The sequence below is a fragment of the Kitasatospora sp. NPDC092948 genome, assembly GCF_044754805.1.
Taxonomy (GTDB): domain Bacteria; phylum Actinomycetota; class Actinomycetes; order Streptomycetales; family Streptomycetaceae; genus Kitasatospora.
In genome coordinates this window covers 44,590-70,826 of record NZ_JBIVPU010000016.1, presented here as the reverse complement: position 1 = coordinate 70,826, position 26,237 = coordinate 44,590, and the positions used below count along the sequence as shown (strand labels likewise).

The window sequence follows — 26,237 nt, the reverse complement described above, 5'->3', positions numbered from 1 at the left end:
GCCAAGCGACCATTCGCCAGGGTTCGCCAGGGTGCGCTATGTGGTGTGCCAGTGCCGATCGGGTGTCAGGTAGGTATGCGCCACCCCGACTTCGCGTCGGAACGGCTCCCGACCGGCCCGGATGTCGACCCGACGGCCCGTCAGGAATCGTTCCGCAGCGAGTGGTTCAGGGGGTGGCGCGACCGGGTGGCGCGGTGGCCCGGGGCAGGGCACGGACGGTCGGATCGGACGCATTTCCCCAGGGTGCGGACGGTTCGGCGGGCCGGCTCCGCGCCCGGTGCCCGCGCCCCACCCGGCGGCCCGATCCCAGCCTGCCCGGGCCCCGTGAAGCTTTGCCGCCGGTCTAGGAAGGACCCTCACCCGCCCATGTACTCCACAGCCAGCACCGGTACTCGCCCGCCCGCCCCGATCGGGGTGGACGGCGTGGCCGCGCGCCCTCCACGCCCCGGTCTGCGCCCCCCGACCGCCGGCGCGGGCCGCCCCGCGCAGCGCGCCGTGGAGCTGCGCGACCCCCGTGGGCGCACCACCCTGGTGACCCGTCCGATGCCGGAGCAGGCGGGCCGGTTCGGCCGTCCGATGCCGGGGCGGGGCGCGGAGGCGTTCGTGGACCGGGTGGATCCGGCCGCGCTGCAGACCCCGGCGGTGCGTGCGGTGCTCGCCAATGTCGCGCGGATATGTCCCGCGTTCCTCCCCCGGCAGGTGCTGCGGGAGGGCAGCCGGCACATCCTGATCGCGGGCACCATCGGCCGGGCCCCGGTGGTGGCCAAGTGCCTGGCGCCGGCGGCGCTGCGCGGTCCGCAGGCGGCGCAGCTGGTGGACCGGTTCCACCACGAGGTGGCGGTGTACCGGGCGTTCGTGCGGCACCGTCCGCCGGTGCGGATGCCGCGCCTGGTGGCGGCCGACCACGACCGCTGCGTGCTGGTGCTGGAGCGGGTGCCGGGCCGGCCGGCGGCCCGTGAGCGGCACCCGGCGAACGCGCCGACCCCCGGCGAGGTGCGGGCGGTGCTCGGCGCGGTGCGCACGCTGAACCTGTGGCGCCCGCCGACGGACGTGTTCGACCAGCCGCTCGACTACCAGACCGAGATCGCCCGGTTCCACTCGCTGGGCCTGCTGACCGACCGGGACGCGGGCGACCTGCGCACCCTGCTGCACGGCCTGTCGACGATGCCGCGGCAGCTCTGCCACGGCGACGCGCTGCTCGGCAACGTGCTGCTGGCGCCGTCCGGCCCGGTGCTGCTCGACTGGGAGCAGGCGGGCTGGTACCTGCCCGGCTACGACCTGGCGGTGCTCTGGAGCGTGCTCTCCGGCGACACCGCGGCGCGCCGCCAGATCAGCCAACTCGCCCAGTCCGGCGGCACGCTGGCCCGGGACGCGTTCCTGGTCAACCTGACGCTGGTGCTGATGCGGGAGCTGCGCATCCACGACCTGCCGGGGGCGGGCGAGGAGCAGCGGATCATGATCCGTCGGCTGTACGACGATGCGTCGTTGGCTCGCCGCGCGGTCCGCGCGGCGGTCGGCACTCGCTGACTGCGGGTCAGTTTCCGAGCAGGGCTTGGCCGAGGGCGTCCAGGACGGCGTCCTCGGCAGGCAGCTGGGTGCGCAGGCTGAGGGTGTCGCGCAGGTGGCGCTCCAGCGGGTGGCGGCGGTCGAGGCCGGCGCTGCCCGCGAGGGTGAGGGCCTGCTGGACGGTGTCGGCGGCGGTGCGGGCCGCCAGCAGCTGGACGGTGGGGGCGCGTTCGGCGGCGGCCGGGTCGGCGTCGGTGCGGGCGGCGAGGCCGTGCACGAGTTCCTCGGCGCCGGTGAGCCGGGCGTCGAGTTCGCCGACCGGGCGGCGGTGTGCGGTGCTGCCGCGCAGGCGTTCGGCGGACCAGTCGAGGGCGGCCCTGGCGGTGCCCAGCAGGACGGCGGTGACGGCGAGTTGACGCCAGGCGGCGGTGAGCGGGTGGGCCGCCGGGGCCGGGGTGCGGGGCAGCAGGGCGGCGTCGGTGCCGACCCGGGCGCCGTCCAGCAGGACGTCGTGGCCGGCGGCGGCGCGCAGGCCGAGCTGGTCGGCGGCGGGGTCTATCTCAAGTCCGGGGCTGTCGGCGCGGACCAGGAACCAGCCGGTGCGGGGCAGCTGTTCCTCGGTGCGGGCCTCGACGGCGAGCCAGGCGAGTGCTTCGGCGCCGGGGCAGTGCGCGGCGCGACCGGTGAGCTGCCAGGCGTCGCCGTGCCAGTGCGCGGTGACGGCGGGCGGCCGGCCGGGTCGGGCCCGCAGGGTGCCGACCAGGGCGGGGCCGCGGCGGGATTCGGTGAGCAGCCGCCGGTAGAGCGCGGCGGGCCAGGGCGCGGTGCGGGCCTGTTCGGCGTGGTGCAGCAGGGTGTTGGCGGTGAGCAGGGCGACGGAGGCGTCGCCGCGGCCGAGTCGGGCGAGCACCTGGACGGTGTCGGCGAGTCCGGCGCCGGGGCCGCCGTAGCGCTGACCGATCGTCAGGGTGAGCAGTCCGGCTTCGTGGACGGCTTCGACGCCCTGGTACGGGAAGGTGCCGTCGCGGTCGTGTTCGGCGGCGCGGGCGGCGAGCAGGTCGACCACCCGGGGCAGCCGGTCGAGGGCGGTGGCCGGTTTGAGGTCCCGCTCGACGACGGGTGCGGCGGCGGCAGGGGTGTGCGCGGGGGTGCGGGGCATGGCGGCGGTCCTCCGGGCGGGGCGGGCGTGGTCGGTCGGGCGGTCCTGGACTCGAGGTGGGTCAGGACGCCGGACAGGCCGCGCCGGAGGTGCGCCGGAGGTCCACGTGCAGGCGGCGGGTGAGCAGCAGTGGCCGGGGCATGACCGCTAGTCCTGCTGGAACATCTCCGCCGGAAGCGGCTTCAGGAGTTGGTAGAGGTCGTCCGAAATCGGTCGGTCCCAGGAGGCGATGGTGACCTGGACGTCGTCGCTGCGCCCGAACTGGGAGCAGTACAGGCGTCCTTCGCTGACCTTGACCTTCCGGACGATCAGCAGGTCGTCGCCGAGCATGACCGGAAAGTCCTCGGCGGAGACGAATTCCACCGGCTCGTCGTTCTCCAGGGCGGCGAGCAGCTGGCGGACCTCGAACGGCACGCCGTCCTCGCTGTCGCGGGCGGGCGAGCCCTGCGGGACGTTGCCGATCAGCATGGCCGGGCCGCGACCGCCGAGCAGGTCGTAGCGCAGGAAAATGCCTTGGCAGGAGCCGTCCGGGGCGGCCATGATCATGGCGCCGAACAGGCCGGGCCAGTCGCCCGGATCCATTGCCAGGACGTCGAAGTCCGGGCCGGCGGGCTGTCCGGAGCGACGGCGGAGAAATGACATGGGCCCATCGTACGTGCCCGGTGGGCCGGGGCCGGTGAGTGGGTCCGCGATCAGGCCGGGATCTACGCTCAGGGACCAATGTTGACTCTGAGCAACCGTCCGGGCTACGTTCGGTTCAGCACGACGGCCGCCCCGGGCGAGATCCATTGGGCGCGGCTTGTCGCAGCGCGCCGTGCGCGCGTTCCCTCACTGCGTACGCGGTCGTGTGAACTCTGATTGTGTGAACTCACAAGCACCATTTGCTGATTCAATGGTCTTCACCACTGCGGCAGCCTGCGGACGACGCGGCAGCCGCTGATCGGTGGACGGCCGGTCGAGCAGCACACAAAAAGCCATATGGAACACCGAGCCAGGTCCGCGGGGCCCTTTTGCCGTCGCGTTCGCGGACCTTGCCCGGATCACCGCCGCGTGGGGGCGTGCGGGGTCCGGGTTCAGGCCCTGTCGGGGAGTAGCTCTTCCCGATCGGGCTCGCTCCCGTCGCGACGGCAGCCGCACTCTGTGCGGTCAAGGGTGGGAGGGCCCGTCATCGGCGCCGGTGACGGGCAGCACAAGCGGGCGCCGTGCCAGACCGCGTGGGGGCGGTCGGCACGGCGTCTGCCTGCTCATACTCTCTGGCAGGCTTGTCGGACAGTCAACAAGTTTCGGCCCATCAGAACTCTTTTGTAACCTGGGAGTATGCCCGCTCGTCACCTTTCCGAGCGGTTTCGCCAGGTGCGGATCAGGGCAGTCCGGGCGTACCGGTCACCTGCGAAACGGCCGAAACCCACCTGCGTGCGGCCGAATTCGACACCGAGGGGTGGGGATTCGGCCTGAAGTGCCGGTTCCAGGGCTCCGACTGCCGGTTCCGGGCCTCCCGACTGCCGGTTTCAGGCCTCCGGCTGCCGGTTCGGGTCGAACTCGCCGTCCCGTGCGCCGAGCACGAAGGCCCGCCATTCGGCGGGGGTGAAGATCAGCGCCGGCCCGTCCGGTTCCGCGCCGTTGCGCATCGCGATGTAGCCGTCGACGAAGGCGATCTGCACGCCGTCCGGGTCGTCGCCCGCGGACTGCCACTCGGCTCCGCTCACATCCAGCTCGATCTTGCGCCGGTCCGCCGCCTGTGCCGCCATTGCGCGCTCCCTCCGCCACTGCACCCTGTGTGCCGCGCGGCCAGCCTAACGAGCGCGGGCCGCGGGGTCGGCGGATCGCGCCGGGTCTGCCCCGCGGGTGGTGGAGATGGTCCGATCCGGCCGTGTCCGGCCGACACCTGTGCTAAAGGCGGGCCGCCGAGGTCCGTTCGAGGTAGGGATGGGTGACGATCAGTCAGCCACGCACCGGGGAGCAGCCGATGGACCAGCGGGACGGCAGCCGCGCCGACGTCATCCCGATCACCACCGCGCCGTCCGCCCCGCCGGCGGGCACCGCCACCGGCACCCTGACCGCCCCGGCGCCGACGGTGCCCCGTCCGTCGCGGCCCACCGGGCACGGCCGGGTGGGGGTGGTGCTGGTCTCGCACAGCCACGAGGTGGCGGACGCGGTGCGGGCGCTGGCCCTGGCGGTGGCGGAGTCGGACGATCCGGCGCCGGTGGTGGCGACCGGCGGCTCGATCGCGGACGGCCTGGGCACCAGCGCGGTGCTGGTGGCGACGGCGGCCCGCCGGGTCGACCAGGGCCACGGGGTGGCGGTGCTGTGCGACCTGGACGGCGCGGTGGAGACGGTGCTGGCACTGCTGACCGACGCCGACGAGCACGGCCTGCCGTTCCCGGTGCGGTTCGCGGACGCCCCGTTCGTGGAGGGCGCGGTGGCGGCGGTGGCGACCGCGACGGCCGGCGGAGACCTGGCGGCGGTGCTGGACGCGGCGGAGGAGAGCGGACGTCGGACGAAGCGATGAGGGGGTGGTCCGCCGGTCGTCGTACGGGATGTGGCCGATGGGACGGTTTGGGTACGACTGATCGGTTTTCGGCCCGATGGGCAAGGGTGCGCCACTAGAGTCGGCACATCGGCCCGGTGGGGGAACCCCGGGCTCGTCGGAGGGGCGGTATGCGGCGATGCGAGTGGTGATCACCGGCGGGGCCGGATTCATCGGGGCCAACCTGGCAAGGGAACTGACGGCCCGCCAGGAGATCTCCGAGGTCCGGGTGGTGGACGACCTGTCCACCGGGAGCAAGGCCAACCTGGCGGGGGTGGACGCCGCGCTGTTCGAGGGCACCATCCTCGATCCGGAGCTGCTGGACGCGGCGTTCGCCGGGGCGGACGCGGTGGTGCACCTGGCGGCGCTGCCCTCGGTGCCGCGTTCGGTGGCCGCGCCGCTGGCCAGCCACCGCGCGAACGCCACCGGCACGCTGGAGGTGCTGGAGGCGGCCCGCCGGGCCGGCGGGCTGTACGTGGTGGCGGCGTCCTCCTCGTCGGTGTACGGCGCCAACCTCGAGCTGCCCAAGCGCGAGTCGATGCGGACGGCCCCGATGAGCCCGTACGCGGTCTCCAAGCTCGCCGCCGAGTCGTACCTGCGGGCCTACCACCACTGCTACGGCCTGGGCGTGCTGCCGCTGCGGTTCTTCAACGTCTTCGGCCCGCTCCAGCCCGCCGGCCACGCGTACGCCGCCGTCGTCCCGGCGTTCCTGGACGCGGCGCTGGCGGGCCGGCCGGTGACGGTGCACGGGGACGGGCTGCAGAGCCGCGACTTCACCTACGTCGGCACGGTCGCGCAGGTGCTCGCCGAGGCGGTGCTGCGCCGGGTGGTCAGCGCGGAGCCGGTGAACCTGGCGTTCGGCACCCGCACCACGCTGCTGGAGCTGATCGGCCTGCTGGGCGAGGCGCTGGGCGCGCCGGTCGCCGCCGAGCACGTCGACCCGCGTCCGGGGGACGTACGCGACTCCCAGGCCGACAACTCCCGGCTGCGCGAGCTGTTCCCCGACGTCCGGCCGGTCCCGCTGCCGGAGGGCCTGCGCCGAACCGCGGAGTGGTTCCGCACCGGCTGAGCCGCCGCCCGCGCGAGCTGCCGCGCCCGGGGGCGCCGTCCCGCGCCCCCGGGCGCCGGCTCACACCTCGTTCAGTTCGAAGTGCGCCGCGCTGTTTCCGGCCAGCGCCAGCTTGATCCGTTCCCGCGTGGAGGCGTCCAGCTCGGGCAGCGCGTCCGGGTGGAACCAGCCCACCTCCAACGACTCGTCGTCGTTCACCCGTGCCTCGCCCGCCACCGGCCGGCAGCGGAAGGTCAGTTCCAGGTACTGGGCGCGGTCCCCGTTGGGGTAGTCGATCTCCGGCGAGACGCTCACCGAGACGAGCAGCTCCGGCCGGACCGTCACGCCCGTCTCCTCCAGGCACTCGCGCACCGCCGCATCGGCCGGCTGCTCGCCCGGGTCGATGATCCCGCCGACCAGTGACCACCGTCCGTTGTCGGCCCGCCGCCCGAGCAGCACCCGTCCCTCGTCGTCCACCGGCACCACGGCCACCCCGGACATCCACAGCGGCCGGTGCCCCACGATTTCGCGCAGCTCGGCCAGAAACACAGGAATTCCCATGGCCCCGAGCCTATGTCCTGTCCGCCGCCGCTCCGGGACGGGGCATCGGGCGGGCCGGGCAGCCGACGACAGTGGTGTGCGCCGCGACGTCGCGGGTCACGACGGCGCCGGCGCCGACGAACCCGGCGGGACCGACGGTGCGGCCCTGGAGGACGACGGCGTTCGAGCCGACGGTGACGTCGTCGTGCAGCAGCACCGCGCCGGAGACGTTCGCGCCCGGGTAGACGGTGACGCGGGCGCCGAGGCGGGCATCGTGGCCGACGGTGGCGTTGTAGTGGACCTGGCTGTGCGGCCCGAGGGTGACGCTGCTGGAGATGTGCGCGCCGCCCATCACCAGGCAGCCGTCGGCGAGTTCGGTCTCCGGCGCGACGATCGCCCGCGGGTGCACCAGCGTGGCGGGCCGGCCGCCCGCCGCATCCAGCAGGCGGGCCAGCCGGGCCCGCACCGCCGGGTCGGCGATGCCGATCAAGTACGGCGCGCCGGACGGGAGTTCATCGGGCTTGCGGACGGGCAGCCCGCGCACCCGTTCACCCGCCGACCGGTCGTCCAGGAATCCGGCGACCGGCACACCCGCCGCGATCGCCACGTCCAGCGCCTCCCGGCCGACTCCACCGGCACCCGCGATCCACAGCATCCGTCGCACTCTCCCTCTCCCCCGCGCCCGACACACCGTCGGCTCCGGACCCTACGGCAGCCCGGGCGGCCGCGGGGTGAGCCGCTGCCGCCCGGGCTGCCGTAGCGTTCCGTGGCCTGCCTTGTCCTGCCTTGTCCTGCCCTGCCCTGCTCTGTCCTGCCCTGCCCTGCCCTGCCCTGCCTGGGCGAATCGTTCCGTCAGCCGGGCAGTTCCTCCCGGGCCAGTCGGGGCGAGCTCGCCGTGGCCTGACGCGGCAGCACGACCCGCGGGGCGGGTGCGGCAGGAGTCTCGGCGGGGATCGGGAAGCCCGGGTTGACGCCGCCGGCCGCGGTGATGCCGGCGGGGCGCAGCAACATCCGGGCGGTGCCGGCCAGGATGCGCAGGTCGAGCAGCAGGGTGCGGTGTTCGATGTACCAGAGGTCGAGTTCGATCCGTTCCGGCCAGCTGATGGAGTTGCGGCCGCGGATCTGTGCCCAGCCGGTGAGGCCGGGGCGCAGCGCGAGGCGGCCGCGTTGCCGTGGTGAGTAGTGGACGACCTGTTCGGGCAGGGTGGGGCGGGGGCCGATGACGGCCATGTCGCCGCGGACGACGTTCCACAGTTGCGGGAGTTCGTCGAGGCTGGTCCGGCGCAGCAGCGCGCCGAGGCGGGTGATCCGCGGGGCGTCGGGCTCGTCCTCGTGGTGTTTGTCGCGCATGGTGCGGAACTTGAGAATGCGGAACTCCTGGCCGTGGCGGCCGGAGCGGGTCTGCCGGAAGATCACCGGTCCGCCCATGGTCGCGCGGATCAGCAGGGCGATCACCAGGCCGATCGGGACGGCGACGATCCCGGCCAGCGCGGCGACCGCGAGGTCCCCCCCTCGCTTCATTTCTCCCCCAACTGGGTTGGTGCGTTGTGGTGTTGTGGACCCCTGCCGGGGCGGGTGGCGGGCACGCCGGGCTGCTGGCGCGCATGACGGTGGTGCAGGCGGTGCCAGTGCTGTCGTGCTGTTCCACTGCCGTGCTGCTCTGCTGCCGTTCTGCTCGACGGCTGTACTGCGGCTGCGCTGTGCAGTGCGGTGCTGTGCAGTGCTGCGGCTGTGCTGCGCTGTGCTCTGCTGCGGTGCGGGTGGCGCCGGTCAGTCGGTGGTCCAGGGCAGGCCGCGTCTGCGGGCGACGGCGGCGTAGGTCTCCAGGGAGATCCGGGCGACGTTGCGCTGGTCGAACTGGTCGAGGGCGCGGCGGCGGGCGGCCGTGCCCAGGCGGGTCCGCAGGGCCGGCTCGGTGAGGAGCCGGTCGAGTGCGCCGGTGAGGGCGGCGGCGTCGGCGGCGGGGGTGAGCAGTAGGTGCTCGTCGTGCGTCCCGATCTCGCGGCAGCCGCGGATGTCGCTGAGCACCATGGGCAGGCCGCTGGCGGCGGCCTCCATCCCGGAGCGCGAGAAGCCTTCCCGGTAGGAGGGCAGGGCGAACACGTCGAGTGCGGCGTACACGGCGGGCATGTCGTCGCGGCTGCCGAGGAATTCGAGTCCGGCTTCGGCGGCGCGGAGTGCGTCGGGCTTGTCGGGGTCGTCCGGTCCGATCCAGACGAAGCGGGCCTTGCCGGCCAGTGCCCGGGCGGCTTCGGCGTATTCGCGGATGCCTTTCTCGGCGACCCGGCGGCCGACTCCGCCGACCAGCAACTCGTCGTCGCGCACGCCCAGTTGGGCCCGGGTGGCGGCGCGCAGCGCGTCCCGGGCGGGGCCGGGTGCGGGGAAGCGGTCGAGGTCGACGCCGTTGCCGACGACCCGGGCGCGCCGGGCGGGGACGCCCCAGCGGGCGAGGGTGCGGTGGTCCTCGGCGTTCTGGTACAGCTCGGCGTGCGAGAACCGGGCGGCGAACGCTTCGGCGCCGCGCACCAACAGCCGTTTGGCGAGCGGGTCGTGGGCCTGTGCCCAGAGTCCGTGGCAGGTGTTGACGACGACCGGCACCCGGGCGAGTCGGCCGAGGACGCGGCCGAGGACGCCGGTCTTCGGGTTGTGGGTGTGCAGCACGTCGGGCCGGATCTCGCGCAGCGCGGCGAGCAGTTCGCGGGCGGCGGCGAGGTCGGCGGCGGGCTGCCAGGCCCGGGTGAGCGAGGGCAATGGCCGGTACTGGACGCCGAGTTGCTCGATCCGCTGCCGGTAGGGGCCGGGGGCGCTGAGGCCGTAGGTCTCCAGGCCGGCTTCGACATCGACGGCGAGTTCGGTGGCCAGCAGCAGGTGCAGCGACATGTCGACGGTGGTCAGGTGGGCGACCCGCAGCGGCCGTCCGCCGTCGCCCTTCGGGCGCAGCTCAGGCACGGGCGCCCACCGCCTTCGCGGTGGCGACGATCCGGGCGTAGGCGCGCTCGGGGATCAGCCGGCCGTACAGCTTGGCGCGGAAGAAGTCGATCGGGTCGGTGCGGCGGACCGGTACGCGGTGCAGCCGGACCGGGTCGCCGCCGGGCAGGTTGCGGCCGACCCGGCCGGTGGCGCTGGTGCGGAACCGGGCCCGCAGCGCGGTCTCCATGTGCGGGACGGGCGTGCCCCAGGTGTAGGCGAAGTGGCGCGGGCGGGTGCCGAGGTGCTCCTCGACGTCGTCGCCGCAGGCGTCCAGTTCAGCGGTGGTGAGCAGCGCGGGGCGGGCGTGGCTGCGGGTGTGGTTGGCGACGGTGCACAGCCCGGACCCGGTCATCTCGCGCAGTTGTTCCCAGCTCAGCCCGGTGGCGGGGGCACCTTTGGCGGTGGAGCCCTCCCAGCGCATCGGGCCGCCGACCATGCCGCTGGCCAGGTAGACGGTGAACGGCAGGCCGCGTTCCCGGAGGATCGGCCAGGCGGTGTCGTACGTGTCGGCGAAGCCGTCGTCGAAGGTGAGGACGGTGCTGGGGGTGCGCAGGCCGATGTCGAGGCGGTCGGCGGCGGTGTCCAGGGAGACCACGCGGCCGGGCGGGAGTTCGGCGAGCAGGTCGGCCTGGGCGGTGAAGTCGGCGGTGGCGAGGTCGAGTTCGTCGGCGGTGCCGCCGCCGACCCGGTGGTAGATGAGGACGGTGGCGCCCTCTCCGGGAACGCGGCCGGCGGCGCGGGCCAGCTGCTGTTTGACCTTTGTCCTGATGCCTGTGGCGGCGACGACGGTGCTCGCCATGACGTCCCCCTCGCGGTGCCCCCGCACCGGACCATGTGGCCGCGGCGCCCCCGCGCCGGACCTTGAAAACTCCCCCGGCCCGCGACTGTTGCGGGCGATGCGTTTCACAGTAGGGGGAAGTGTGGCGTGAGTGCCGGGGAAACGTGAAAGAAGTGCGCAGGTAGGTCGAAAATCAGCCGATCCGACCGGCGCTGTCCGTTTGGTGGACGTTTTCGGCCCGCCCGGCCGATTCGCGCCCCTCCGGGGACCGCCCGGCAGACGACATCGGGCCGGGGCCCGCAGACCTCAGGACGCGGTGCCGCTGCCGGGGCGCAGCAGCGCCAGGCCGACCCGGACGAGCAGCAGCACTCCGGTGGCCAGGCAGCCGGCCACCGCCATCACCCAGGCGGGGCCGTCGCCCTCCGGGACCAGCACGGCGACCAGGATGCCGAGCACCACACAGGCCGCGCCGATCAGGGACAGCAGCAGCGGGTGACGGCGCAGGGCGCAGCCGCCGAACACGGTGGACCAGCGCGTAGCCACGCCGTCACTGGGAGTGTCTGCCATGCCTTCCACGGTAACCCGGTCCCGGGCGGCGGGCCACGGACCTTCGACTCTGGCCGGCGGTGCCGCGATGCGCTCCGGCACCGCGCGCACGGCTCCCCTCGGGGCGCCCCGGCGACTCTCCCGACCGCCGTTCCGAGCCCCGCACCGACCTCCGCGCCGAGCCGACCTCCGCGCCGAGCCGACCTCCGCGCCGGCCTCCGCACCGACCGCGGCTCCGAACCGTTCCGGGCCGTTCCGGGCCGTTCCGGGCCGTTCCGGATCATCGTTCGGACGATTCCGGACGGCCGTTCGGAGGTGGCCGCGAATTCTCGCCGTCCGCCGTACAACCATCCCGCCACGTCGATGGTCTCCACTACATTGAGCGATCCAGGAGCCGTCCGACGAGCGGGGCAAGGAGTACCCGTCGCGGGCTAGATCACTCGGGAGCGGAGCCGCCGCCCCCGGGGTCGGAGGCCGGGCTCCGCCTGCCGACGGGACCGCCACGCCGCATGCCGGCGACCGAGGGGGGAACCGTGTCGTACGTCACCACCGCCGCCGCCGTCTGCGCCCCGCCCCAACCTGCCGCCGCTCCCGCAGCCGCTGCGCCCGCCGCCACGCCGGAGCAGTCCCGGGACCGCAGCAGCTGGCTGCGGTTCAGCCCGGCCCAGCCGCTGTTCCGGGCCCGGGCCGCGCAGCGGCTCGCCGTCCTCGCCTATCACGGCATCACCGATCCACGCTCGTTCGGCGCCCAGCTCGACCGGCTCCGACGCCTGGCCACCCCGGTGTCGGTGCAGGACGTGGAGCGTTCGCTGGCCGAGGGCCGGCCGCTGCCGCCCCGTTCGGTGCTGGTGACCTTCGACGACCCGGACCGCACCGTGCTGCGGCACGCGCTGCCGGAGCTGGTGGCGCGCCGGATCCCGGCGGCGGCGTTCGTGATCGCCGAGGTGGTCGGCACCGAGCAGCCGTTCTGGTGGCACGAGGCGGCGTTCCTGGCCCGGCACGGCGGCCGGGCCCGGCTGCTGCCCGGCGGCGGGGACCCGGCGCGGGTGCTGGCGCTGCTCAAGTCGATGCCGGACCCGGACCGCCGGCGCAGCCTGGCCGAGCTGCGGGTCTCCGCCTCGCGCCGCCCGCCGGCCCAGGAGCAGCTGCACCCGGAGGACCTGCGGGCGCTGCGCGCGGCGGACGTCACGGTGGGCAACCACACCCTGGGGCACCCGTCGCTGCGGCGGTGCGACGAGGCGACGGTGCAGTCGGAGATCGTGGGCGCGCACCTGGCGCTGACCCGCTGGCTGGGCGAGGCCCCGTCGGCGTTCGCCTACCCGGACGGCGGGTTCGACGAGCGGGCGGACGCGGTGCTGCGCCAGCTCGGCTACCGGCTGGGTTTCCTCTCCGACCACCGGCTGGGCCCCCGGCTGCCGGCCCACCCGCTGCGGATCAGCCGCCTACAGGTGGACTCCACCACCTCGACCCGCCGGTTCGACACCATCCTGTCGGGCCTGGAGCCCGCGGTTCAGCGACTGCTGGGCGCGCAGGCGTAACGGTTCGCCCGGCCGTTCCCGACCGGGCGGGGCCCGTCACGCGGTGGAGGTGGGCCGGATGTTCCGCATCCGGCCCACCGCGTAGACGGAGCCGGCCAGCGCGAGGTCGGAGAGCAGCATGAAGCCGATCGAGTAGCTGCCCTTGGCGCTGTAGATGGCACCCATGACCAGCGGCGGGACGAAGCCGCCGAGGCCGCCGATCGCGCCGACGATGCCGGTGACGGAGCCGACCCGGTCGACCGGCGTGACCTGCGAGACCAGGGCGAACACCGAGCCGCTGGTGGTGCCGAGACCGGCCGCCATCAGCAGGAAGGCGATCGTCCCGACCGGGCTGAGCGCCGGGTCGAACGCCTGGACGACGGCGAAGACGGCGGTCAGCGCGAGCGCCCAACCGGTGACCACGGCGGGGTGGACGCGGTCCGACAGCCAGCCGCCGAACGGCCGGAACACCACGGTGACCAGCGCGAAGCCGGCCGCCCTGGTGCCCGCGTCGGTCGCCGACAGGTGGTACCAGGTCTTCAGGTACGTCGGCAGGTAGACGCCGAACGCGACGATGCCGCCGAAGCCGATCGCGTACAGCGCCGACAGCTCCCAGGTCACCCGCAGCCGCCCGGCCCGGCCCAGCCGGGTGGCCAGCGAGGCGGTCGGCACGGCCCGGTCGGGGCGGTCGCGCAGCAGCAGCGCAGCGAGCACGGTGTAGACGCCGAGCGCGACGGCCAGCACCAGGAACGGCAGGTCGTGGCCGTGCTTCCACAGCCGCGGCGTGAAGTAGCCGGACAGCGCGACGCCGCCCATGCCCATCCCGAACACGCCGAGGCCCAGCCCGCGCTTGTGCGGCGGGAACCAGGAGTTCACCAGCGGCACCCCGATCGCGAAGGTGGTGCCGCCCAGCCCGAGGAAGAACCCGACCACCAGCAGCGCCCCGTACGAGGACCGGGCCGGGATGATCAGCAGCACCGGGACGATGGTCAGCGCCGAGATCAGCGGGAACATCAGCCGGGCCCCGTACCGGTCGGTGAGCGCACCGACCGGGACCCGGCCGAGCGAGCCGACGATCACCGGGACGGCCACCAGGAACGACTGCCCGAACGACGACATGTGCAGCGTCTTGTCGAACTCGCCCGCCAGCGGGGCGATCAGGTTCCACGCCCAGAACGTCAGCCCGAAGCCCAGCGTCGCGACCACCAGGTTGGTGTACGCCGTCCCCGACACCCGCTCGTCCTGCGCGTTCGCCGCCGTCCGCTCTCCCATGAGCCCCAAGCGTGGGCATCCGCCGCACCCCTCGCACCCAACCCGGCCGCGCCGCCGCCGCACGTCAGCCGGACGGCGCAGGCCCCGGCCCGGGCCGTTCGGTTCCCGGGCCGCTCAGTTGTCGGGCGGGGCCATCTCCCACGGGGCCTGCGGCAGGGTCTCCCCCGTCTCCAGCAGCGACTTCAGGTTCGCCAGGACGGCCGGCCAGCCGTGCGAGATCGCCTGCAGCGCGGCCCGGTCGCGCAGCTTCTCGTGGATGACGGTCAGCCGGACGATGTCCTGGTACGGCTCGATCAGGAAGGTGACGGTGGCGGCCTCGTCGACGAACAGGTCCGGCCGGTCCTCGAAGGTCAGCACCAGCCGGGTCGGCGGCTCGGCCACCAGCACGTGTCCGGTGACGTCGACCTTCCCGGAGCCGTCCGTCCGGCGGTGCTCCCAGGTGGATCCGGCCTGCCAGTCGGAGACATTGGCGTGACCCCAGAAACGGGCCGTCAGATCGGCGTCGGTAAGCGCTTTCCACACCTGTTCCGGGGTGGCCCGGATGTAGGTGGCGTACACGTAGGCCGGAACAGTGCCGGACTCGGCCTCACGGCTCCCGGCCGTACGACTCTCGGATTCACGGGTCTCGGATCCGTGGGTCTCGGATCCGCGGGTCTCGGGTTCGTTGCTCATGGCGTACTCCTCCTCCGCCTGCTGTCTGATCCCGCCGAGGACGGCCAGCCGCGGGCGGTCGAAGTCGGCGATCCACCGCTGCTCGATCTCGTGGATCGGTCCCGGGTTGAGGTAGTGGAGCCGTTCCCGGCCCCGGCGGACCACGGTGATCAGCCGCGCCGCGACCAGCACGTCCAGGTGCTGGGTCACCGACTGGCGGGCCATCGCCGTCTCTTCGCAAAGCTCCCGCAGGGTCTGCCCGTCCCGCACCCGCAGCCGGTCGAGCAGTGACCGGCGGGTCGGGTCGGCGAGGGCCTTGAAGACCGCGTCCATCGGGGCGGCGGGGACTGCTTCCGGACTCACTCCTCCATCGTGCAGGCGTCTGCCTGCCTGTTGCAAACGGTGCAGCTCCGACCGCATTCACCTCCTGGTCCGGGGCGGCGGTCCCCCTTGGCCGAACCCGGGCCGCCGCCGGTCAAGAGGTAGAGTCGTTGCTCGTGAAGATCGCCCTCGTGGACTCCGGAATCGGACTGCTCGCCGCCACCGCCGCGCTGCGCCGGCTGCGGCCGGACGCGGACCTGGTCATCTCCTGCGACCCCGACGGCATGCCCTGGGGCCCGCGCACCCCCGAGGACATCACCGAGCACGCCCTCGCCTGCGCCCGCGCCGCGGCCGCGCTGGAACCCGACGCGCTGGTGGTCGCCTGCAACACCGCCTCCGTGCACGCGCTGACCCGGCTGCGCGCCGAGTTCGAGCCCGACCTGCCGGTGATCGGCACCGTTCCCGCGATCAAGCCCGCCACCGCGGCCGGCGGCGTGGTCGCCATCTGGGCCACTCCCGCCACCACCGGCAGCGCCTACCAGCGCGGCCTGATCGCCGAATTCGGCGGCGACGCCGGCGAGGTCCACGAAGTCGCCTGCCCCGGCCTGGCCGAAGCCGTCGAGCACGCCGACGAGGACGCGATCGCCGCCGCGATCGCCTACGCGGCGGCCCGCACCCCCGCCACCACCACCGACATCGTCCTCGGCTGCACGCACTACGAACTCGTCGACGACCGCATCGCCTCGGCCCTGTCCGTCCCCGCCCGCTTCCACGGCTCCGCCGACGCCGTCGCCGCCCAGGCCCTCCGCCGCATCACCCGCACCACTCCGGGCGCGGGCACCCTCACCGTCCTGCACTCCGGCCGCCCCGCCGCCCTCCAGACGGCCGCCCTCAACTACCCCCAGGGCGAGATCCTCATCGGCGCCCGAGTCTGACCCTTCCGGCCAGCGCCACCCCCGGCCGCCAGGCCCGTACGCCTTCCGCGACCGGGCGGCCTTGCGCCGAGTCCGACACCGCAGCCCCCGCCGACCGACCGAACCACACCCAGGCCACCGACCGGCACCGCCCATCTCGGACAACCCCACCCGTCGCCCCTCGACCCGACGGACCGGGCCCGACGTCCCACACCTCTCCGGGCCACCCCCACCGCCCCCACCCGGCGACAGCCCGTCGCGCCTCGGCGTCCCCGCACCGCCCGTGAGGCACCCCGCCCCCGACAACACCGCCCCCACGGCCACCCCCACCCGGCGACAGCCCACCGCGCCTCGGCGCCCTCACACCACCCGTTAGGCACCCCGCCCCTCCCACGCAACACCGCCCCACCTCGACGCCCTCGAACCACCCGCCCCCAACAGCACCACCCCCGCGGCCACCCCCACCGCCCCCACCCGGCGGCAGCCCGTCGCGCCTCGGCGTCCTCGCACCGCCCGTGGGGCAGACTGCCGGGGTGACCGTGCTGTGGTGGGTGTCCGTGGTGGCGCTGCTGGCGTGGGTGTGGCTGGCGGTGTGTCACGGCGGGTTCTGGCGGACCGATCAGCGGCTGCCGCCGAGGCTCGCGGAGCCGTCGCGGTGGCCGGACGTGGTGGCGGTGGTGCCGGCCCGCGACGAGGCCGGCGTGCTGCCGCTGTCCCTCCCGTCCCTGCTCGCGCAGCAGTACCCGGGTCGGGCCCGTGTCGTCCTGGTCGACGATCACAGCACAGACGGCACGGCCGAGTTGGCCCGGATGCTCGCCGCCGCACCCGGCCTGGAGCTGGAGGTCACCACTCCCCCGCCCCTTCCGGAGGGCTGGACGGGCAAGCTGTGGGCGTTGCGGCACGGCGTCGCGCGCGCGGGCGACGCCGAGTGGCTGCTGCTGACGGACGCCGACATCGCGCACCGACCCGGTTCCCTGCGGGAGCTCGTCGCGGCGGGCGAGGCGCACGGCCTGGACCTGGTCTCGCAGATGGCCCGCCTGCGGGTGGCGTCCGGCTGGGAGCGGCTGATCGTCCCGGCGTTCGTGTACTTCTTCGCCCAGCTGTACCCGTTCCGCCGCGCCAACCGCCCCGCCTCCCGCACCGCCGCCGCAGCCGGCGGCTGCTCCCTGGTGCGCCGTCAGGCACTCGAACGGGCGGGCGGGGTGGCGGCGATCCGCGGCGCGGTGATCGACGACGTGTCACTCGCCCGGGCGGTCAAGCGCACCGGCGGCCGGACCTGGCTGGGGCTCGCCGACCGCGTCGACTCCGTCCGGCCGTACCCCGGACTCGCGCCGCTGTGGCGGATGGTCTCCCGCAGCGCCTATGCCCAACTCCGTTACTCCCCTGCCCTTTTGCTCGGCACCGTGCTCGGCCTGACGCTGGTCTACCTGGTGCCGCCGGTCGCCGCCATCACCGGCCTGCTCACGGCCGACTGGCGTACCGCCGGTACCGGCCTCGCCGCCTGGGCGGTCATGGCCGCCACCTTTGCCCCGATGCTCCGCTACTACGACCGGCCGGTCACGGAGGCCCCCCTCCTCCCCTTCACCGCACTGCTCTACCTGCTGATGACGGTCGACTCCGCCGTCCAGCACTGGTGCGGCCGCGGCTCGGCCTGGAAGGGCCGGACGTATCCGCACCCGCGGAGCGCCGACCGGCCGTCGACCACGCACCAGGCCTGACCGGATGATGGACCGTCGGGAAATCGGCCGGATCGCCCACCGCGACCACCCCGTGGCCGCCCCGGTCTCGGACCACTCGGTGCACCGCCTGCTGGAACGCCAGCTGCGCCGCTGCCCGGACGGCCGCGTCCTCGATCTCGGCTGCGGCGAATCCGCCTGGCTGGTACGGGCGTTGACCATGTGCCCGAACCTGCGCGCGGTCGGCGTGGACACCGACCGGGCCTCCCTGGACGACGGCCGCCGCGCCGCCGAACGCGCGGGCGTGACCGACCGAATCGCCCTCCACCCCATCGACGTCCGGGACTTCGAGGCGGCCGAGCCCTTCGACGCCGTCCTCTCCGTCGGCGCGACCTACGCCTTCGGCGGTCTGCTCCCGACCCTCGACGCCGTCCGTCCCCTCCTCGCTCCGGGCGGCACCCTGCTGCTCGGCGAGTCCTACTGGACCGGCCAACCCACCGCCCATGCCCGCGAGTTCTTCGGCGACGACCTCACCGACCTGCCCGGCATCCTCGCCACTCTCCGCGCCACCGGCTGGTGGCCGATCGCCGGCCATATCTCCACCCGCGAAGAGCTCGACACCTACGAATGGTCCTGGACCGGCTCCCTCACCGACTGGGCCCTCGACCAACCCCCGGGCCCCGACCGCACCCAGGCCCTGGACACCGCCACCCGCCACCGCACCCAGTGGCTGCACGAGTACCGCGACGCCTTCGGCTTCGTCACTCTCCTTCTCCGGCCCGCCGCTTGAGGGTGCTCCCACATCACGTCGGCAGGTCGACCATCATGTCGAGCGACAGCGAGCCGTCCGCCTCCGCGAACTCGCCGACCGACCGGAAGCCGTTCTTCTCGTAGTAGCGGATGGCCCGGAGGTTGTCGGCTCGGACGCCGCTCCACAGGATGATCCGCGTCCTGCCGAGCAGCCGGGCGACGTCCATGACCAGCGGAAAGGCGAGCGTTCCGAGGCCCCGGTCCTGCCAGTCGTCGGCCAGCGTCGGACCGAAGCGGCAGTCAGAACGCTCGGTGAGGCGAACACCCGCGTCCCGGTAGCGCGCGATGTCCGACGGAACCAGCGCGAGACTGAACTCGAACAGACCGACAATCCTGCCGGTCGCCACGTCCTCCAGCACCAGCCTGAGCTTGTCGTAGCGCGCGATGGCGTCGCACAACTCCCCGGCATGGGCGAGACCGTAGCCGCCAAAGGTGCTGAACCGCCGCGATTCGACGGACAGCGCCCCAAGAAACCCGGCCAGCCGCCCGACATCGGAGTGGGCCAGCGGACGGAAAACGATCACCCGACCCTCGCGAGCGGTCAGACGGCGCGTCAGGCGGCCGGGGTTCTCGGCGATGTCCGTCAGCGTGAGCACCCCGACATCCCTTCCGCGTCCACGTCCTGCCGACTCGAACCGTACCGACCGCCCCGGGTGGGAGCCTGCCGATCTGACAGGCCCGGGCCCGGCGGTCCGCACCACGCACCGCCCTCGGAGGTGGTCGGGCAGCAGGACGCCCCGCCCGGCCGAGCGCCGGGCGAAGGCCTCCCGTTGCTGCCGACCTGCGGCCGTGCCGCACGGATCCTGGACGGGCGACGGCCCGTCAGCGGGTGAGCAGGCGGCGGGCCGTCGGCTTGACGTATTCGTAGCGGGTCATCTGTTCGAGGTCGCGGAGCCAGGCGGTGCGGCCCGGGGGTTGGCGGAGGAGTTCGCGGTAGATCTCCTCGAAGGCGGTGGAGACGTGGTCGAGGGAGAACCGGCCGACGACCCAGTCGCGGCCCCAACTGCCAAGGTCGGCGCGGCGGTCGGGGTTGTCGGCGAGGGCGCGGATCTGGGCGGCGAGGGCTTTGGCGTCCGCCGGGCCGTCTCCGTGGCCGTACATGCAGCGGGAGGCGTGGGGTTCGACCAGGGGGCCGGGTTCGTGGATGGCGGTGTAGCCGTTCGCGCCGTGGACGATGACGGGTTTGGCGAAGGCGAGGCCGCGGAGGGCGGAGCCGCCCATGCCGAGGACGATGTCGGCGGCCTGGTAGGCGGGGCGCGGGTCGGCGCGCTGGCCGGTGAGGACGATGGCCTCGCGGCCGAGTTCGGCGTTGAGACGGGCGGCTTCGGCGCGCAGCGGCTCCTCGCTGGGGCCGCCGCCGACGACGGCGAGGACGAGGTCCGGGTCGTCGAGGAGGCGGACGGCGGCCATGGTGCGGCGGACGCCGGCGTCCTTCTCCAGGCCGGAGACCAGTCGGGTGACGATGCACAGCAGCAACTGGGAGGGAGCGGCGCCGACTTCGGCGCGGAAGGCGGAGCCGGGGACCGAACCGGGCGCGTCCTCCGCCGTGTTGACGGGGGGTTCGATGAGGCGCAGGTCGCGGTGTCCGAAGGCCCGCGCGTCGGGCATCAGCGCGCCGAGGCCGAGGACGAGGGGCTGGTGGCGGGGCATGCCGCGGAGCATGCGGATGCCGTAGAAGGTGGTGACGACGGGCAGGCGGCCCTGCCGGCCGGGGCCGAAGTACGCGTTGCGGGCGGCCCGGACCTCCCAGGCGTGGACGAGTTGGGAGCCGTGTTCGTCGGCGAGCCGGCCGAGGCGGGCGCGGATGACGGCGTGCGGGGTGTCGGGGTCGCCGGCCACCACGAGGTCGAGGTCGTGGGAGGCGGCGAGTTCGACGAGCGGCGCGGGGCCGTCGACTCCCTGCGCGAACAGCACGGGTTGGTGGCCGCGGTCGCGCAGGGTGCGGGCGATGTCGACGGCGTTGAGCTGGGCGCCGCCGAGGGCAAGGTTGTTGAGGTGGACCAGGACACGGACCGAACGCACGCTCACTCCTCCCACTGGTGCGGTACGAACACCGGCGCGGCGAGCACGACCGCGCGCGGCGGGGTGTCCAGCATCGGGCCGAACACGTCGAACTGGCCGGCGGAGTGCCAGCTCATCAGGGTGCCGCCGTCGGTCTTGCCGATGGAGTAGACGCCGGTCCACAGGGTGTAGCGGCCGCGCGGCAGCGGCAGCCGGGGGATGACGCAGGCGACGCGGTGGTCGCCGCCGGTCAGCCGGATCTCGTGGCTGATCTGGAAGATCGGGCTGGAGGTGCCTTCGCTGACGCCGAGGTGCAGGGTGGCGTCGCCGCGGTAGTCGCCGCCGAGGGTCAGTTCGACGGTGACGGGTTCGTCGGTGTGCAGGGTGTCCTCGCCGGCCTCGCCGCGCACCTCGTACTTGAGCAGTTGGAGGGGTTCGCCGACCCGGGCGGTGGCCTCGGACTGGGCCTCGATGGAGTCGCGGTAGCCGGCCAGCGCGTCCTTGATGCCGGCGTCGACCCGGACGGTGCCCTGCTCCAGCCAGACGCCGCGCCGGCAGATCGACTGAACGGCGGGCAGGTCGTGGGAGACGAAGACGATGGTGGTGCCCTGCTCGGCGACTTCGCGCATCCGGTCGAGGCAGCGCTGCTGGAAGACCGCGTCGCCGACGGCGAGCACCTCGTCGACCAGCAGGACGTGCGGCTCCAGGTAGGCGGCGACGGCGAAGCCGAGTCGCATCTGCATGCCGGACGAGTAGAACTTCACCTGCCGGTCGATCGCGCCGCCGAGCCGGGCGAACTCGACGATGTCGTCGAAGCGTCCGGCGACCTCGCGGCGCTTGAGGCCGAGCAGCGCGCCGAACAGGTAGATGTTCTCGCGGCCCGTCAGGTCGGGGTGGATGCCGGCCCGGATCTCGATCAGCGCGCCGATCCGGCCGCGGACGTCGATGATGCCCGCGTACGGGTACATGACCCGGGTGAGCATCTTCAACAGGGTGGACTTTCCCGACCCGTTGGAGCCGATCAGGCCGACCGACTCGCCCGGTTCGATGTGCAGGTTGATGTCCCGCAGCGCCCAGCGCCAGTCCTCGCCGCGGTCGCCGCGCAGTCGGCGGGCGGCCTGGTCGACCCGGTCGCGCAGCAGCATCCGCTGCTGGTCGGCGCGGAAGCGCTTCCAGACCTGTTCGGTGCGGATGGTGCCCAGTGGGTAGTCACGCGACATCGGCGATCCCCGTTTCCAGCTTCTTGAAGAACAGGTAGCCGCCGACCAGGAAGACCAGCGAGCTGGCGGCCGCGATCAGCGTCATCCGCCCGTCGGGGGCCTCGCCGTACAGCAGGGCCTTCCGGTAGCCCTCGATGACCGCGCCGAGCGGGTTGACGCCGACGTAGATCTCCTGCAGCCGGTGCGGGATCTTGGCCAGCGGGTAGGCGACGGGGGTGGCGAACACTCCCATCTGGGTGATGATCGGCAGCAGGTGGCGGACGTCGCGCAGGTACACCACGGCCACCGAGAGGATCAGCGCGATGCCGTAGGTGAAGGCGAACTGGATCAGCAGCAGCGGCAGCACCCACAGGAAGGTGGCGGCGGGGGCGGTCCAGAACACCAGGAACATCAGGCCGAGCACGCCGACGCCGATCGCCATGTCCACGGTGGCGACCAGCATGGTGGCCAGCGGGAACACCTCGCGCGGGCAGTACACCTTGTTCAGCAGGCTGAGGTTGTTGGCCAGGCTGAGCGCGCCCTGGTTCATGGTGTTGCTGAAGAACTGCCAGACGATCAGGCCGAGGTAGGCGAACAGCGTGTACGGGACGGCGCCGGTCTCGATCTTGACGGCGCGGTGGAAGACCAGCGTGAAGATGGCGCACAGCGCGAGCGGGGTGAGCACCGCCCAGGCGAAGCCGAGCACCGCCTGCTTGTACCGGGCGCGCAGGTCGCGTTCGGCCAGGGCGCGCACCAACTCCCGCGCGGCCCACAGCTCGTGGGCGACCTGGACGGGGCGCAGCCGGCGTTTGAAGACCAGTTCGGGCGGTGGCCCGGCCGGGATCGCGACGCCGCCGGGTGCCGGTCGGCCCTCGCGGTCGTCGATGACCTGTGCGCGCTGTCCCCCCACGGACTCCCGCCCTCTCCGGGCGCGGCGCGGCCGTGCCCGGTGTCTGTGTCGACTGTGTCGGAGCCGGGCGGACGGTGCGGTCCGGTCGGGCCCGGCGACCACCATGACACAGAGTGTGGGGGCAGCGGGCGGGTTCCGTGAAGATTGCGCCAGCTCAGCCCGGTTGTCGACGGTTCCTGGCCGAACTGTCCGCCTCGGCCCGGGAGTTCGCGTCGATCAGCGGGCCGGGGCGCCCTCGGCGAGCAGCTGGTCGAGCGCGGCGGGCACGTTGTCGACGCCGCCGGCCCGGTCGGGCGAGGTGCGGCGGTTGCCGTCCACGACCACGGTGGGCAGTTCGGTGACCTGGTAGTCGGTGAACAGCTTCGGCGCCTGCTCGACCGCTCGGTCCACCTCGGCGGAGCGGTACGCGGCACGGAACTTGGCGGCGTCGATGCCGTGCGCGGCGGCCCAGCCCGCGGCGCCCTGCTCGGTGGTCAGGTCGGCGTGCTCGTCACGGACGGCGTGGAACACCGCGGCCTGCTGGCGGTCGACCTCGCCGAGCCGGTCGAGCGTGTAGAACAGCCGCGCGTGGGCGCGCTGTTCGGCCTCGTTGGGGCTGCCGACCCAGATCGCGGGGACGCGGCGCAGCGTGACGTCCGCCCGGTGCTTGGCGGCCCAATTGGTGAGCGGGGCTTCGAGCGCGGCGGAGTGCATGCAGTTGTACCAGAAGAACTCGACGGCCTCGTGCACGCGGGCGACCTGCGGTCCGGCGGCCTGCGGACCGGCCGTCTGCGGACCGGCGGGCGGAGCCTGCGGCGCGGCAGCAGCCGGTGCGGGCGTCTCGGGAGCGGCCGCCCCGGAGTGCTGGCTCGGCCCGGAGTGCTGGCTCGGCCCGGACTGCTGAGCGGCGGCGAGGTACTGATCGGGCGTCAGCAGCTGCTTCCCGGTCAGGCCGTGCGACGCGTTCAGGCCGTGGGACGCGTTCGGGCCGTACGACGCGTTCGGGCGTGCGGACACGGCGTGGGCGGCGGTGGCCGGGGCGGCGGCCAGGCCCCCGGCGACGGCGATCAGGACGGTGGTTCTCAACAGCGGCTTCACGAGGGCAGCGTGGCAGGCCACCCCGGCGGGAGCCAGGCGATCCGGCCCCGGTCGGCGGAATTCGCCGGAACGGAGCAGTGCCGCTCGAACGGACGTCGGACGGTCGTGCACCGGCCGCACTCTCGGGCCAGTTTTCGGTTCCTCGGTGGGCGGGCGGCGCCCCCGCACACGCGCCCACCGGAACTCGACCTGCGGGGCCCGGTCTCCGGCCTGCGGCTACTTGCCGAGGTTGCGCAGCTGGGCCTTGGCGTCGGCCTCGGAGACCTGCGGAACGCCGATCAGCACCTGGGGAGAGCCCTCCTCCTTCACGGGGCAGTACCGGGCGTCCTTGACCTGCATGGGGAGGGAGAGCACGTCCTCGTTGCGGACCAGCACCAGCAGCGAGCCGGTGGTGCAGGAGGCGTTGGGGGCGACGGGCGGCGAGGCGAGCCAGGTGACGGCCTGGTAGATCGGCACGTTGGGGTGCAGCACGGTGCCGTGGGCCTTGTCGGTGGCGAAGGTGCCGGAGCCGAGGACGCCGGTGACGAGCTTCTCGAACTGGGCGGTGTGGTCGGTGCGCAGGTCGGCCTTGCCGTAGACGACGCAGTCCGTCTTGGTGGTGTTGGTGAGCTTGATGATGCCGGTGATCCGCGGGTCGGCGCTCCGGTCGAGGGTCAGTTCGGCCTTGACGTCGCTCTCCTTCTCGGAGTTGCCGCAGATCGGGACGTCGGCGGCGGACTTGCCGGCGGCGGCGGACGACGTGCCGCCGGTGCTGCCGGCTTCGCCGGCCGAGACGGGCGCGGCCGGCGGCGCGGCCGGGTTGCTCGCGGCCGTGCTGGTGGTGGACGCGGCGCTGGTGGAGCTGTCGGGGTCACAGGCCGTCAGAGCGAGGACGGAGCAGGCCAGCAGGGCCAGGGCGGCGGGCTTGCGGAGGTTCATCGAAGGCTCCTTGGGGGCGAGGCGTGCGGTCCGCCGATCGGCGGGCATGCGTCACCACGCGTCCGGTTGTCGGACGGTTCCTCGGGTATCTGTCCGGGACGCCGCTGTTACACACCCGAGGCCGTCCCGAAAGTGAACTCCCGCCAGGGCCGCGCCGGTTCGGACACGGACGACTCGGCGTGCGGCGACCCTCCCGACACTCCTGGCACAGCTGCGCACCGGCGCCGCCGGCAGCCGGGTCCCCCGAGCTGCTCGACGCTGCGCACCGGCGGGCATCGACCGACCGGTTCGGCTCCGCCGGGACGAGGTCAGCGGTCGCGGGCGACGTGGCGCAGCAGGTGCTGCCAGCGGGTGGCGACGGCGGCCAGGTCGAAGTGGGCGAGGGCGTGGGTGCGGGCGGCGTCGGCGTAGGGGGTGCGGTCGGCGGTGAGGAGGGTGCGGAGGGCGTCGGCGGTGGCGGTGGGGTCGTCGGGGGGTGTGAGGAGTCCGGTCTCGCCGTCGCGGACGACGTCGGAGACCCAGCCGACGTCGGTGGCGACGGCGGGCAGGGCGGCGAGGGCGGCTTCGATCAGGACGCCGGGGACGCCCTCCGAGTCGCTGGTGAGCAGCAGCAGGTCGGCGGCCCGGTAGAGCGGTGCGGGGTCGGCGAGCGGGCCGAGCAGGTGGGTGCGCGGACCGGCGGCGGCCACCAGGCTCGCGCGGAGCGGGCCTTCGCCGGCGAGGGCGAGGTGGACGCCCCCGGGCAGGCGGGCGTGGGCGGCGAGGGCGAGGTCGGGGCGTTTCTCGGGGCTGAGGGCGCCGATCCAGGCGATCAGCGGTCCGTCCTCGGGCAGCCCGAGAGCCGTGCGGGCGGCGGCCTTCTCGGCGGGCCCGGCCGGCGGCGAAAAGCGTTGCGCGGGGCGGGCGTTGGGCAGTACGTGCAGCCGACTCGCGGGCAGCCGGAACCGGTCGCGCAGCACGTCCACGGCGTGCGGCGAGATCGCCGCGACGGCGGCGGCCCGGTGCAGGAACGCGCCGACCCGCAGGCGGCGGGCGGGCGTCGACGTCCAGTGCCGGGGGTCGCCGATGTTCACGTAGACGAACGGGGTGCGGGCGGCGAGCAGCCCGAGCGCACACGCCTGGAGCGTGGACGAGCCGTGGGCGACCACCGCATCGACCCGCCCGGCTGCCCGTCGCAGGGCGCGCAGCGTCGCCGGGTGGTGCCGCGAGGGGCCCAGCACGGGCAGCGGGTCGGCGGGGTCGGCGTCCGGGTGCGGGTGCAGCGCCACCAGCTCGGACGCCTGCCCGCGGCGCAGCAGTTCGCCGTGCAGGTCACGGGCGAGGCGCTGCGCACCGCGGGCGCGCGGATCGGTGATCACGTGCAGGACGCGCGGCTCAGCCATGCGGCCGACCCTACCCAGGCGCCGGGGCCGGGCGGGCCGGGTTCGCCCAACTGCGGTCCGGTACAGCCCGGTTGCCTCTCCGGGTCGCCGACCGGCCGGCCGCCGCCGCTACAGTTCCGCCATGGAATTCGACTGGGCCGATTCGACGTACGAACTGAAGCTGACGCAGCGCCCGTCCGGCACGCACTTCTCGCAGTCGAGCACCACGGACGGGGAGAGCCCGCTGGCGCGGGACGACGGCGACAACTCGCTCCGCACTCATGCCGTGCTCTTCTCCGCCACCCCGGTGGCCGTGGGGATCTTCGTCGCGGGCCTCGTGGTGGGGGCCGTCGTCGCGGTGAAGGCCGCACCGCATGTCAAGCGCGGCCTCGGCAACCTCAGGTCGAAGCTGCGCCGCCGGGAGGACGAGAGCGCCGCCGTCGAGGAGTCGGCCGCCGTACCGGTCGAGCCGGAGCAGTCCGACCCCCCTCGGCTGCGCGCCGTCTGACCGACCGGGGCCGCCGCCCGGCCAGGCC

27 protein-coding genes are annotated in these 26,237 nt (G+C 73.9%); 8 read left to right on the top strand and 19 right to left on the bottom strand.

The annotated features are described in order from the left end of the window. Positions 1–366: 366 nt before the first annotated feature. Positions 367–1,527, top strand: coding sequence for an aminoglycoside phosphotransferase family protein (locus tag ACIQF6_RS31685; protein ID WP_400901205.1), 1,161 nt, complete (start codon positions 367–369; stop codon positions 1,525–1,527). 7 nt (positions 1,528–1,534) lie between these two features. Here the strand turns inward: ACIQF6_RS31685 and ACIQF6_RS31680 are convergent, their stop codons facing one another. The 4 genes from ACIQF6_RS31680 to ACIQF6_RS31665 all read right to left on the bottom strand — a co-directional run bounded on the left by ACIQF6_RS31680 (position 1,535) and on the right by ACIQF6_RS31665 (position 4,413). Beyond that, positions 1,535–2,665, bottom strand: coding sequence for an acyl-CoA dehydrogenase family protein (locus ACIQF6_RS31680; protein ID WP_400901203.1), 1,131 nt, complete (start codon positions 2,663–2,665; stop codon positions 1,535–1,537). A 61-nt stretch (positions 2,666–2,726) separates the two neighbouring features. Next, on the bottom strand, positions 2,727–2,807 hold the full coding sequence (locus ACIQF6_RS31675) for a putative leader peptide (RefSeq protein ID WP_400901335.1): 81 nt from the start codon (positions 2,805–2,807) through the stop codon (positions 2,727–2,729). Between the two features lie 5 nt (positions 2,808–2,812). Beyond that, positions 2,813–3,307 carry a hypothetical protein gene (locus ACIQF6_RS31670; RefSeq protein ID WP_043908989.1) on the bottom strand — a complete coding sequence of 165 codons (495 nt, stop codon included), beginning with the start codon at positions 3,305–3,307 and terminating at the stop codon, positions 2,813–2,815. Positions 3,308–4,173: 866 nt separating this feature from the next. Then, complete coding sequence (locus ACIQF6_RS31665; RefSeq protein ID WP_400901200.1) at positions 4,174–4,413, bottom strand: DUF397 domain-containing protein; 240 nt, start codon at positions 4,411–4,413, stop codon at positions 4,174–4,176. A gap of 182 nt (positions 4,414–4,595) precedes the next feature. Here ACIQF6_RS31665 and ACIQF6_RS31660 point away from each other — a divergent pair, with 182 nt between their 5' ends. Both ACIQF6_RS31660 and ACIQF6_RS31655 read left to right on the top strand, forming a co-directional pair. After that, positions 4,596–5,174: a PTS-dependent dihydroxyacetone kinase phosphotransferase subunit DhaM gene (locus tag ACIQF6_RS31660; protein WP_400901198.1), complete on the top strand. Its 579-nt coding sequence runs from the start codon at positions 4,596–4,598 to the stop codon at positions 5,172–5,174. A gap of 157 nt (positions 5,175–5,331) precedes the next feature. Beyond that, positions 5,332–6,261 carry an NAD-dependent epimerase/dehydratase family protein gene (locus ACIQF6_RS31655; RefSeq protein WP_400901196.1) on the top strand — a complete coding sequence of 310 codons (930 nt, stop codon included), beginning with the start codon at positions 5,332–5,334 and terminating at the stop codon, positions 6,259–6,261. 60 nt (positions 6,262–6,321) lie between these two features. Here ACIQF6_RS31655 and ACIQF6_RS31650 read toward each other — a convergent pair whose 3' ends face one another. From ACIQF6_RS31650 to ACIQF6_RS31625, 6 genes are all read right to left on the bottom strand, one after another. After that, a complete protein-coding gene (locus ACIQF6_RS31650; RefSeq protein ID WP_400901194.1) occupies positions 6,322–6,801 on the bottom strand; it encodes an NUDIX hydrolase in 480 nt (159 codons plus the stop codon). A 10-nt stretch (positions 6,802–6,811) separates the two neighbouring features. Further along, entirely contained in the window at positions 6,812–7,435 is a 624-nt protein-coding gene (locus ACIQF6_RS31645; protein WP_400901192.1) for an acetyltransferase, read from the bottom strand. 197 nt (positions 7,436–7,632) lie between these two features. After that, positions 7,633–8,301 (bottom strand): sugar transferase, encoded by a 669-nt coding sequence (locus ACIQF6_RS31640; protein ID WP_400901190.1) that lies wholly within the window; start codon positions 8,299–8,301, stop codon positions 7,633–7,635. A gap of 249 nt (positions 8,302–8,550) precedes the next feature. Beyond that, the gene (locus ACIQF6_RS31635; protein WP_400901188.1) at positions 8,551–9,729 is read right to left on the bottom strand and encodes a glycosyltransferase; all 1,179 of its coding nucleotides are present in this window, start codon (positions 9,727–9,729) and stop codon (positions 8,551–8,553) included. Beyond that, positions 9,722–10,549 carry a polysaccharide deacetylase family protein gene (locus tag ACIQF6_RS31630; protein WP_400901186.1) on the bottom strand — a complete coding sequence of 276 codons (828 nt, stop codon included), beginning with the start codon at positions 10,547–10,549 and terminating at the stop codon, positions 9,722–9,724. The genes ACIQF6_RS31635 and ACIQF6_RS31630 overlap by 8 nt, the downstream gene beginning before the upstream one ends. 285 nt (positions 10,550–10,834) lie before the next feature. Next, positions 10,835–11,095 (bottom strand): hypothetical protein, encoded by a 261-nt coding sequence (locus ACIQF6_RS31625; protein ID WP_400901184.1) that lies wholly within the window; start codon positions 11,093–11,095, stop codon positions 10,835–10,837. A gap of 512 nt (positions 11,096–11,607) precedes the next feature. Here ACIQF6_RS31625 and ACIQF6_RS31620 point away from each other — a divergent pair. Continuing rightward, positions 11,608–12,612, top strand: coding sequence for a polysaccharide deacetylase family protein (locus ACIQF6_RS31620; protein WP_400901182.1), 1,005 nt, complete (start codon positions 11,608–11,610; stop codon positions 12,610–12,612). 36 nt (positions 12,613–12,648) lie between these two features. Here ACIQF6_RS31620 and ACIQF6_RS31615 read toward each other — a convergent pair whose 3' ends face one another. Together ACIQF6_RS31615 and ACIQF6_RS31610 are read right to left on the bottom strand one after the other, a co-directional pair. Then, on the bottom strand, positions 12,649–13,863 hold the full coding sequence (locus ACIQF6_RS31615) for a nitrate/nitrite transporter (protein ID WP_400901180.1): 1,215 nt from the start codon (positions 13,861–13,863) through the stop codon (positions 12,649–12,651). Positions 13,864–13,977: 114 nt separating this feature from the next. After that, positions 13,978–14,847, bottom strand: coding sequence for an ArsR/SmtB family transcription factor (locus ACIQF6_RS31610; protein WP_400901333.1), 870 nt, complete (start codon positions 14,845–14,847; stop codon positions 13,978–13,980). 164 nt (positions 14,848–15,011) lie between these two features. Between ACIQF6_RS31610 and ACIQF6_RS31605 the strand changes: the two genes are divergently transcribed. From ACIQF6_RS31605 to ACIQF6_RS31595, 3 genes are all read left to right on the top strand, one after another. After that, entirely contained in the window at positions 15,012–15,770 is a 759-nt protein-coding gene (locus ACIQF6_RS31605; protein ID WP_400901178.1) for a glutamate racemase, read from the top strand. Positions 15,771–16,282: 512 nt separating this feature from the next. After that, positions 16,283–17,467, top strand: coding sequence for a glycosyltransferase (locus tag ACIQF6_RS31600; RefSeq protein WP_400901176.1), 1,185 nt, complete (start codon positions 16,283–16,285; stop codon positions 17,465–17,467). Positions 17,468–17,471: 4 nt separating this feature from the next. Then, on the top strand, positions 17,472–18,215 hold the full coding sequence (locus ACIQF6_RS31595; protein ID WP_400901174.1) for an SAM-dependent methyltransferase: 744 nt from the start codon (positions 17,472–17,474) through the stop codon (positions 18,213–18,215). A 13-nt stretch (positions 18,216–18,228) separates the two neighbouring features. On the opposite strand, the gene ACIQF6_RS31590 is transcribed toward ACIQF6_RS31595, so the two are convergent. From ACIQF6_RS31590 to ACIQF6_RS31560, 7 genes are all read right to left on the bottom strand, one after another. Beyond that, entirely contained in the window at positions 18,229–18,831 is a 603-nt protein-coding gene (locus ACIQF6_RS31590) for a GNAT family N-acetyltransferase (protein ID WP_400901172.1), read from the bottom strand. A gap of 226 nt (positions 18,832–19,057) precedes the next feature. Beyond that, positions 19,058–20,257: a glycosyltransferase family 4 protein gene (locus ACIQF6_RS31585; protein WP_400901170.1), complete on the bottom strand. Its 1,200-nt coding sequence runs from the start codon at positions 20,255–20,257 to the stop codon at positions 19,058–19,060. A 2-nt stretch (positions 20,258–20,259) separates the two neighbouring features. Next, positions 20,260–21,456, bottom strand: a complete 1,197-nt coding sequence (locus tag ACIQF6_RS31580) for a polysaccharide ABC transporter ATP-binding protein (protein WP_400901168.1) — start codon at positions 21,454–21,456, stop codon at positions 20,260–20,262. Continuing rightward, positions 21,446–22,345, bottom strand: coding sequence for an ABC transporter permease (locus tag ACIQF6_RS31575; protein ID WP_400901166.1), 900 nt, complete (start codon positions 22,343–22,345; stop codon positions 21,446–21,448). The genes ACIQF6_RS31580 and ACIQF6_RS31575 overlap by 11 nt, the downstream gene beginning before the upstream one ends. A gap of 216 nt (positions 22,346–22,561) precedes the next feature. Beyond that, complete coding sequence (locus tag ACIQF6_RS31570) at positions 22,562–23,422, bottom strand: thiol:disulfide interchange protein DsbA/DsbL (protein WP_400901164.1); 861 nt, start codon at positions 23,420–23,422, stop codon at positions 22,562–22,564. A 216-nt stretch (positions 23,423–23,638) separates the two neighbouring features. Continuing rightward, positions 23,639–24,340, bottom strand: coding sequence for a hypothetical protein (locus ACIQF6_RS31565; protein ID WP_400901163.1), 702 nt, complete (start codon positions 24,338–24,340; stop codon positions 23,639–23,641). Positions 24,341–24,648: 308 nt separating this feature from the next. Continuing rightward, a complete protein-coding gene (locus ACIQF6_RS31560; RefSeq protein ID WP_400901161.1) occupies positions 24,649–25,722 on the bottom strand; it encodes a glycosyltransferase in 1,074 nt (357 codons plus the stop codon). A gap of 121 nt (positions 25,723–25,843) precedes the next feature. On the opposite strand from ACIQF6_RS31560, the gene ACIQF6_RS31555 reads away from it, so the two are divergent. Then, a complete protein-coding gene (locus ACIQF6_RS31555) occupies positions 25,844–26,209 on the top strand; it encodes a hypothetical protein (RefSeq protein WP_400901159.1) in 366 nt (121 codons plus the stop codon). Positions 26,210–26,237 lie beyond the last annotated feature (28 nt).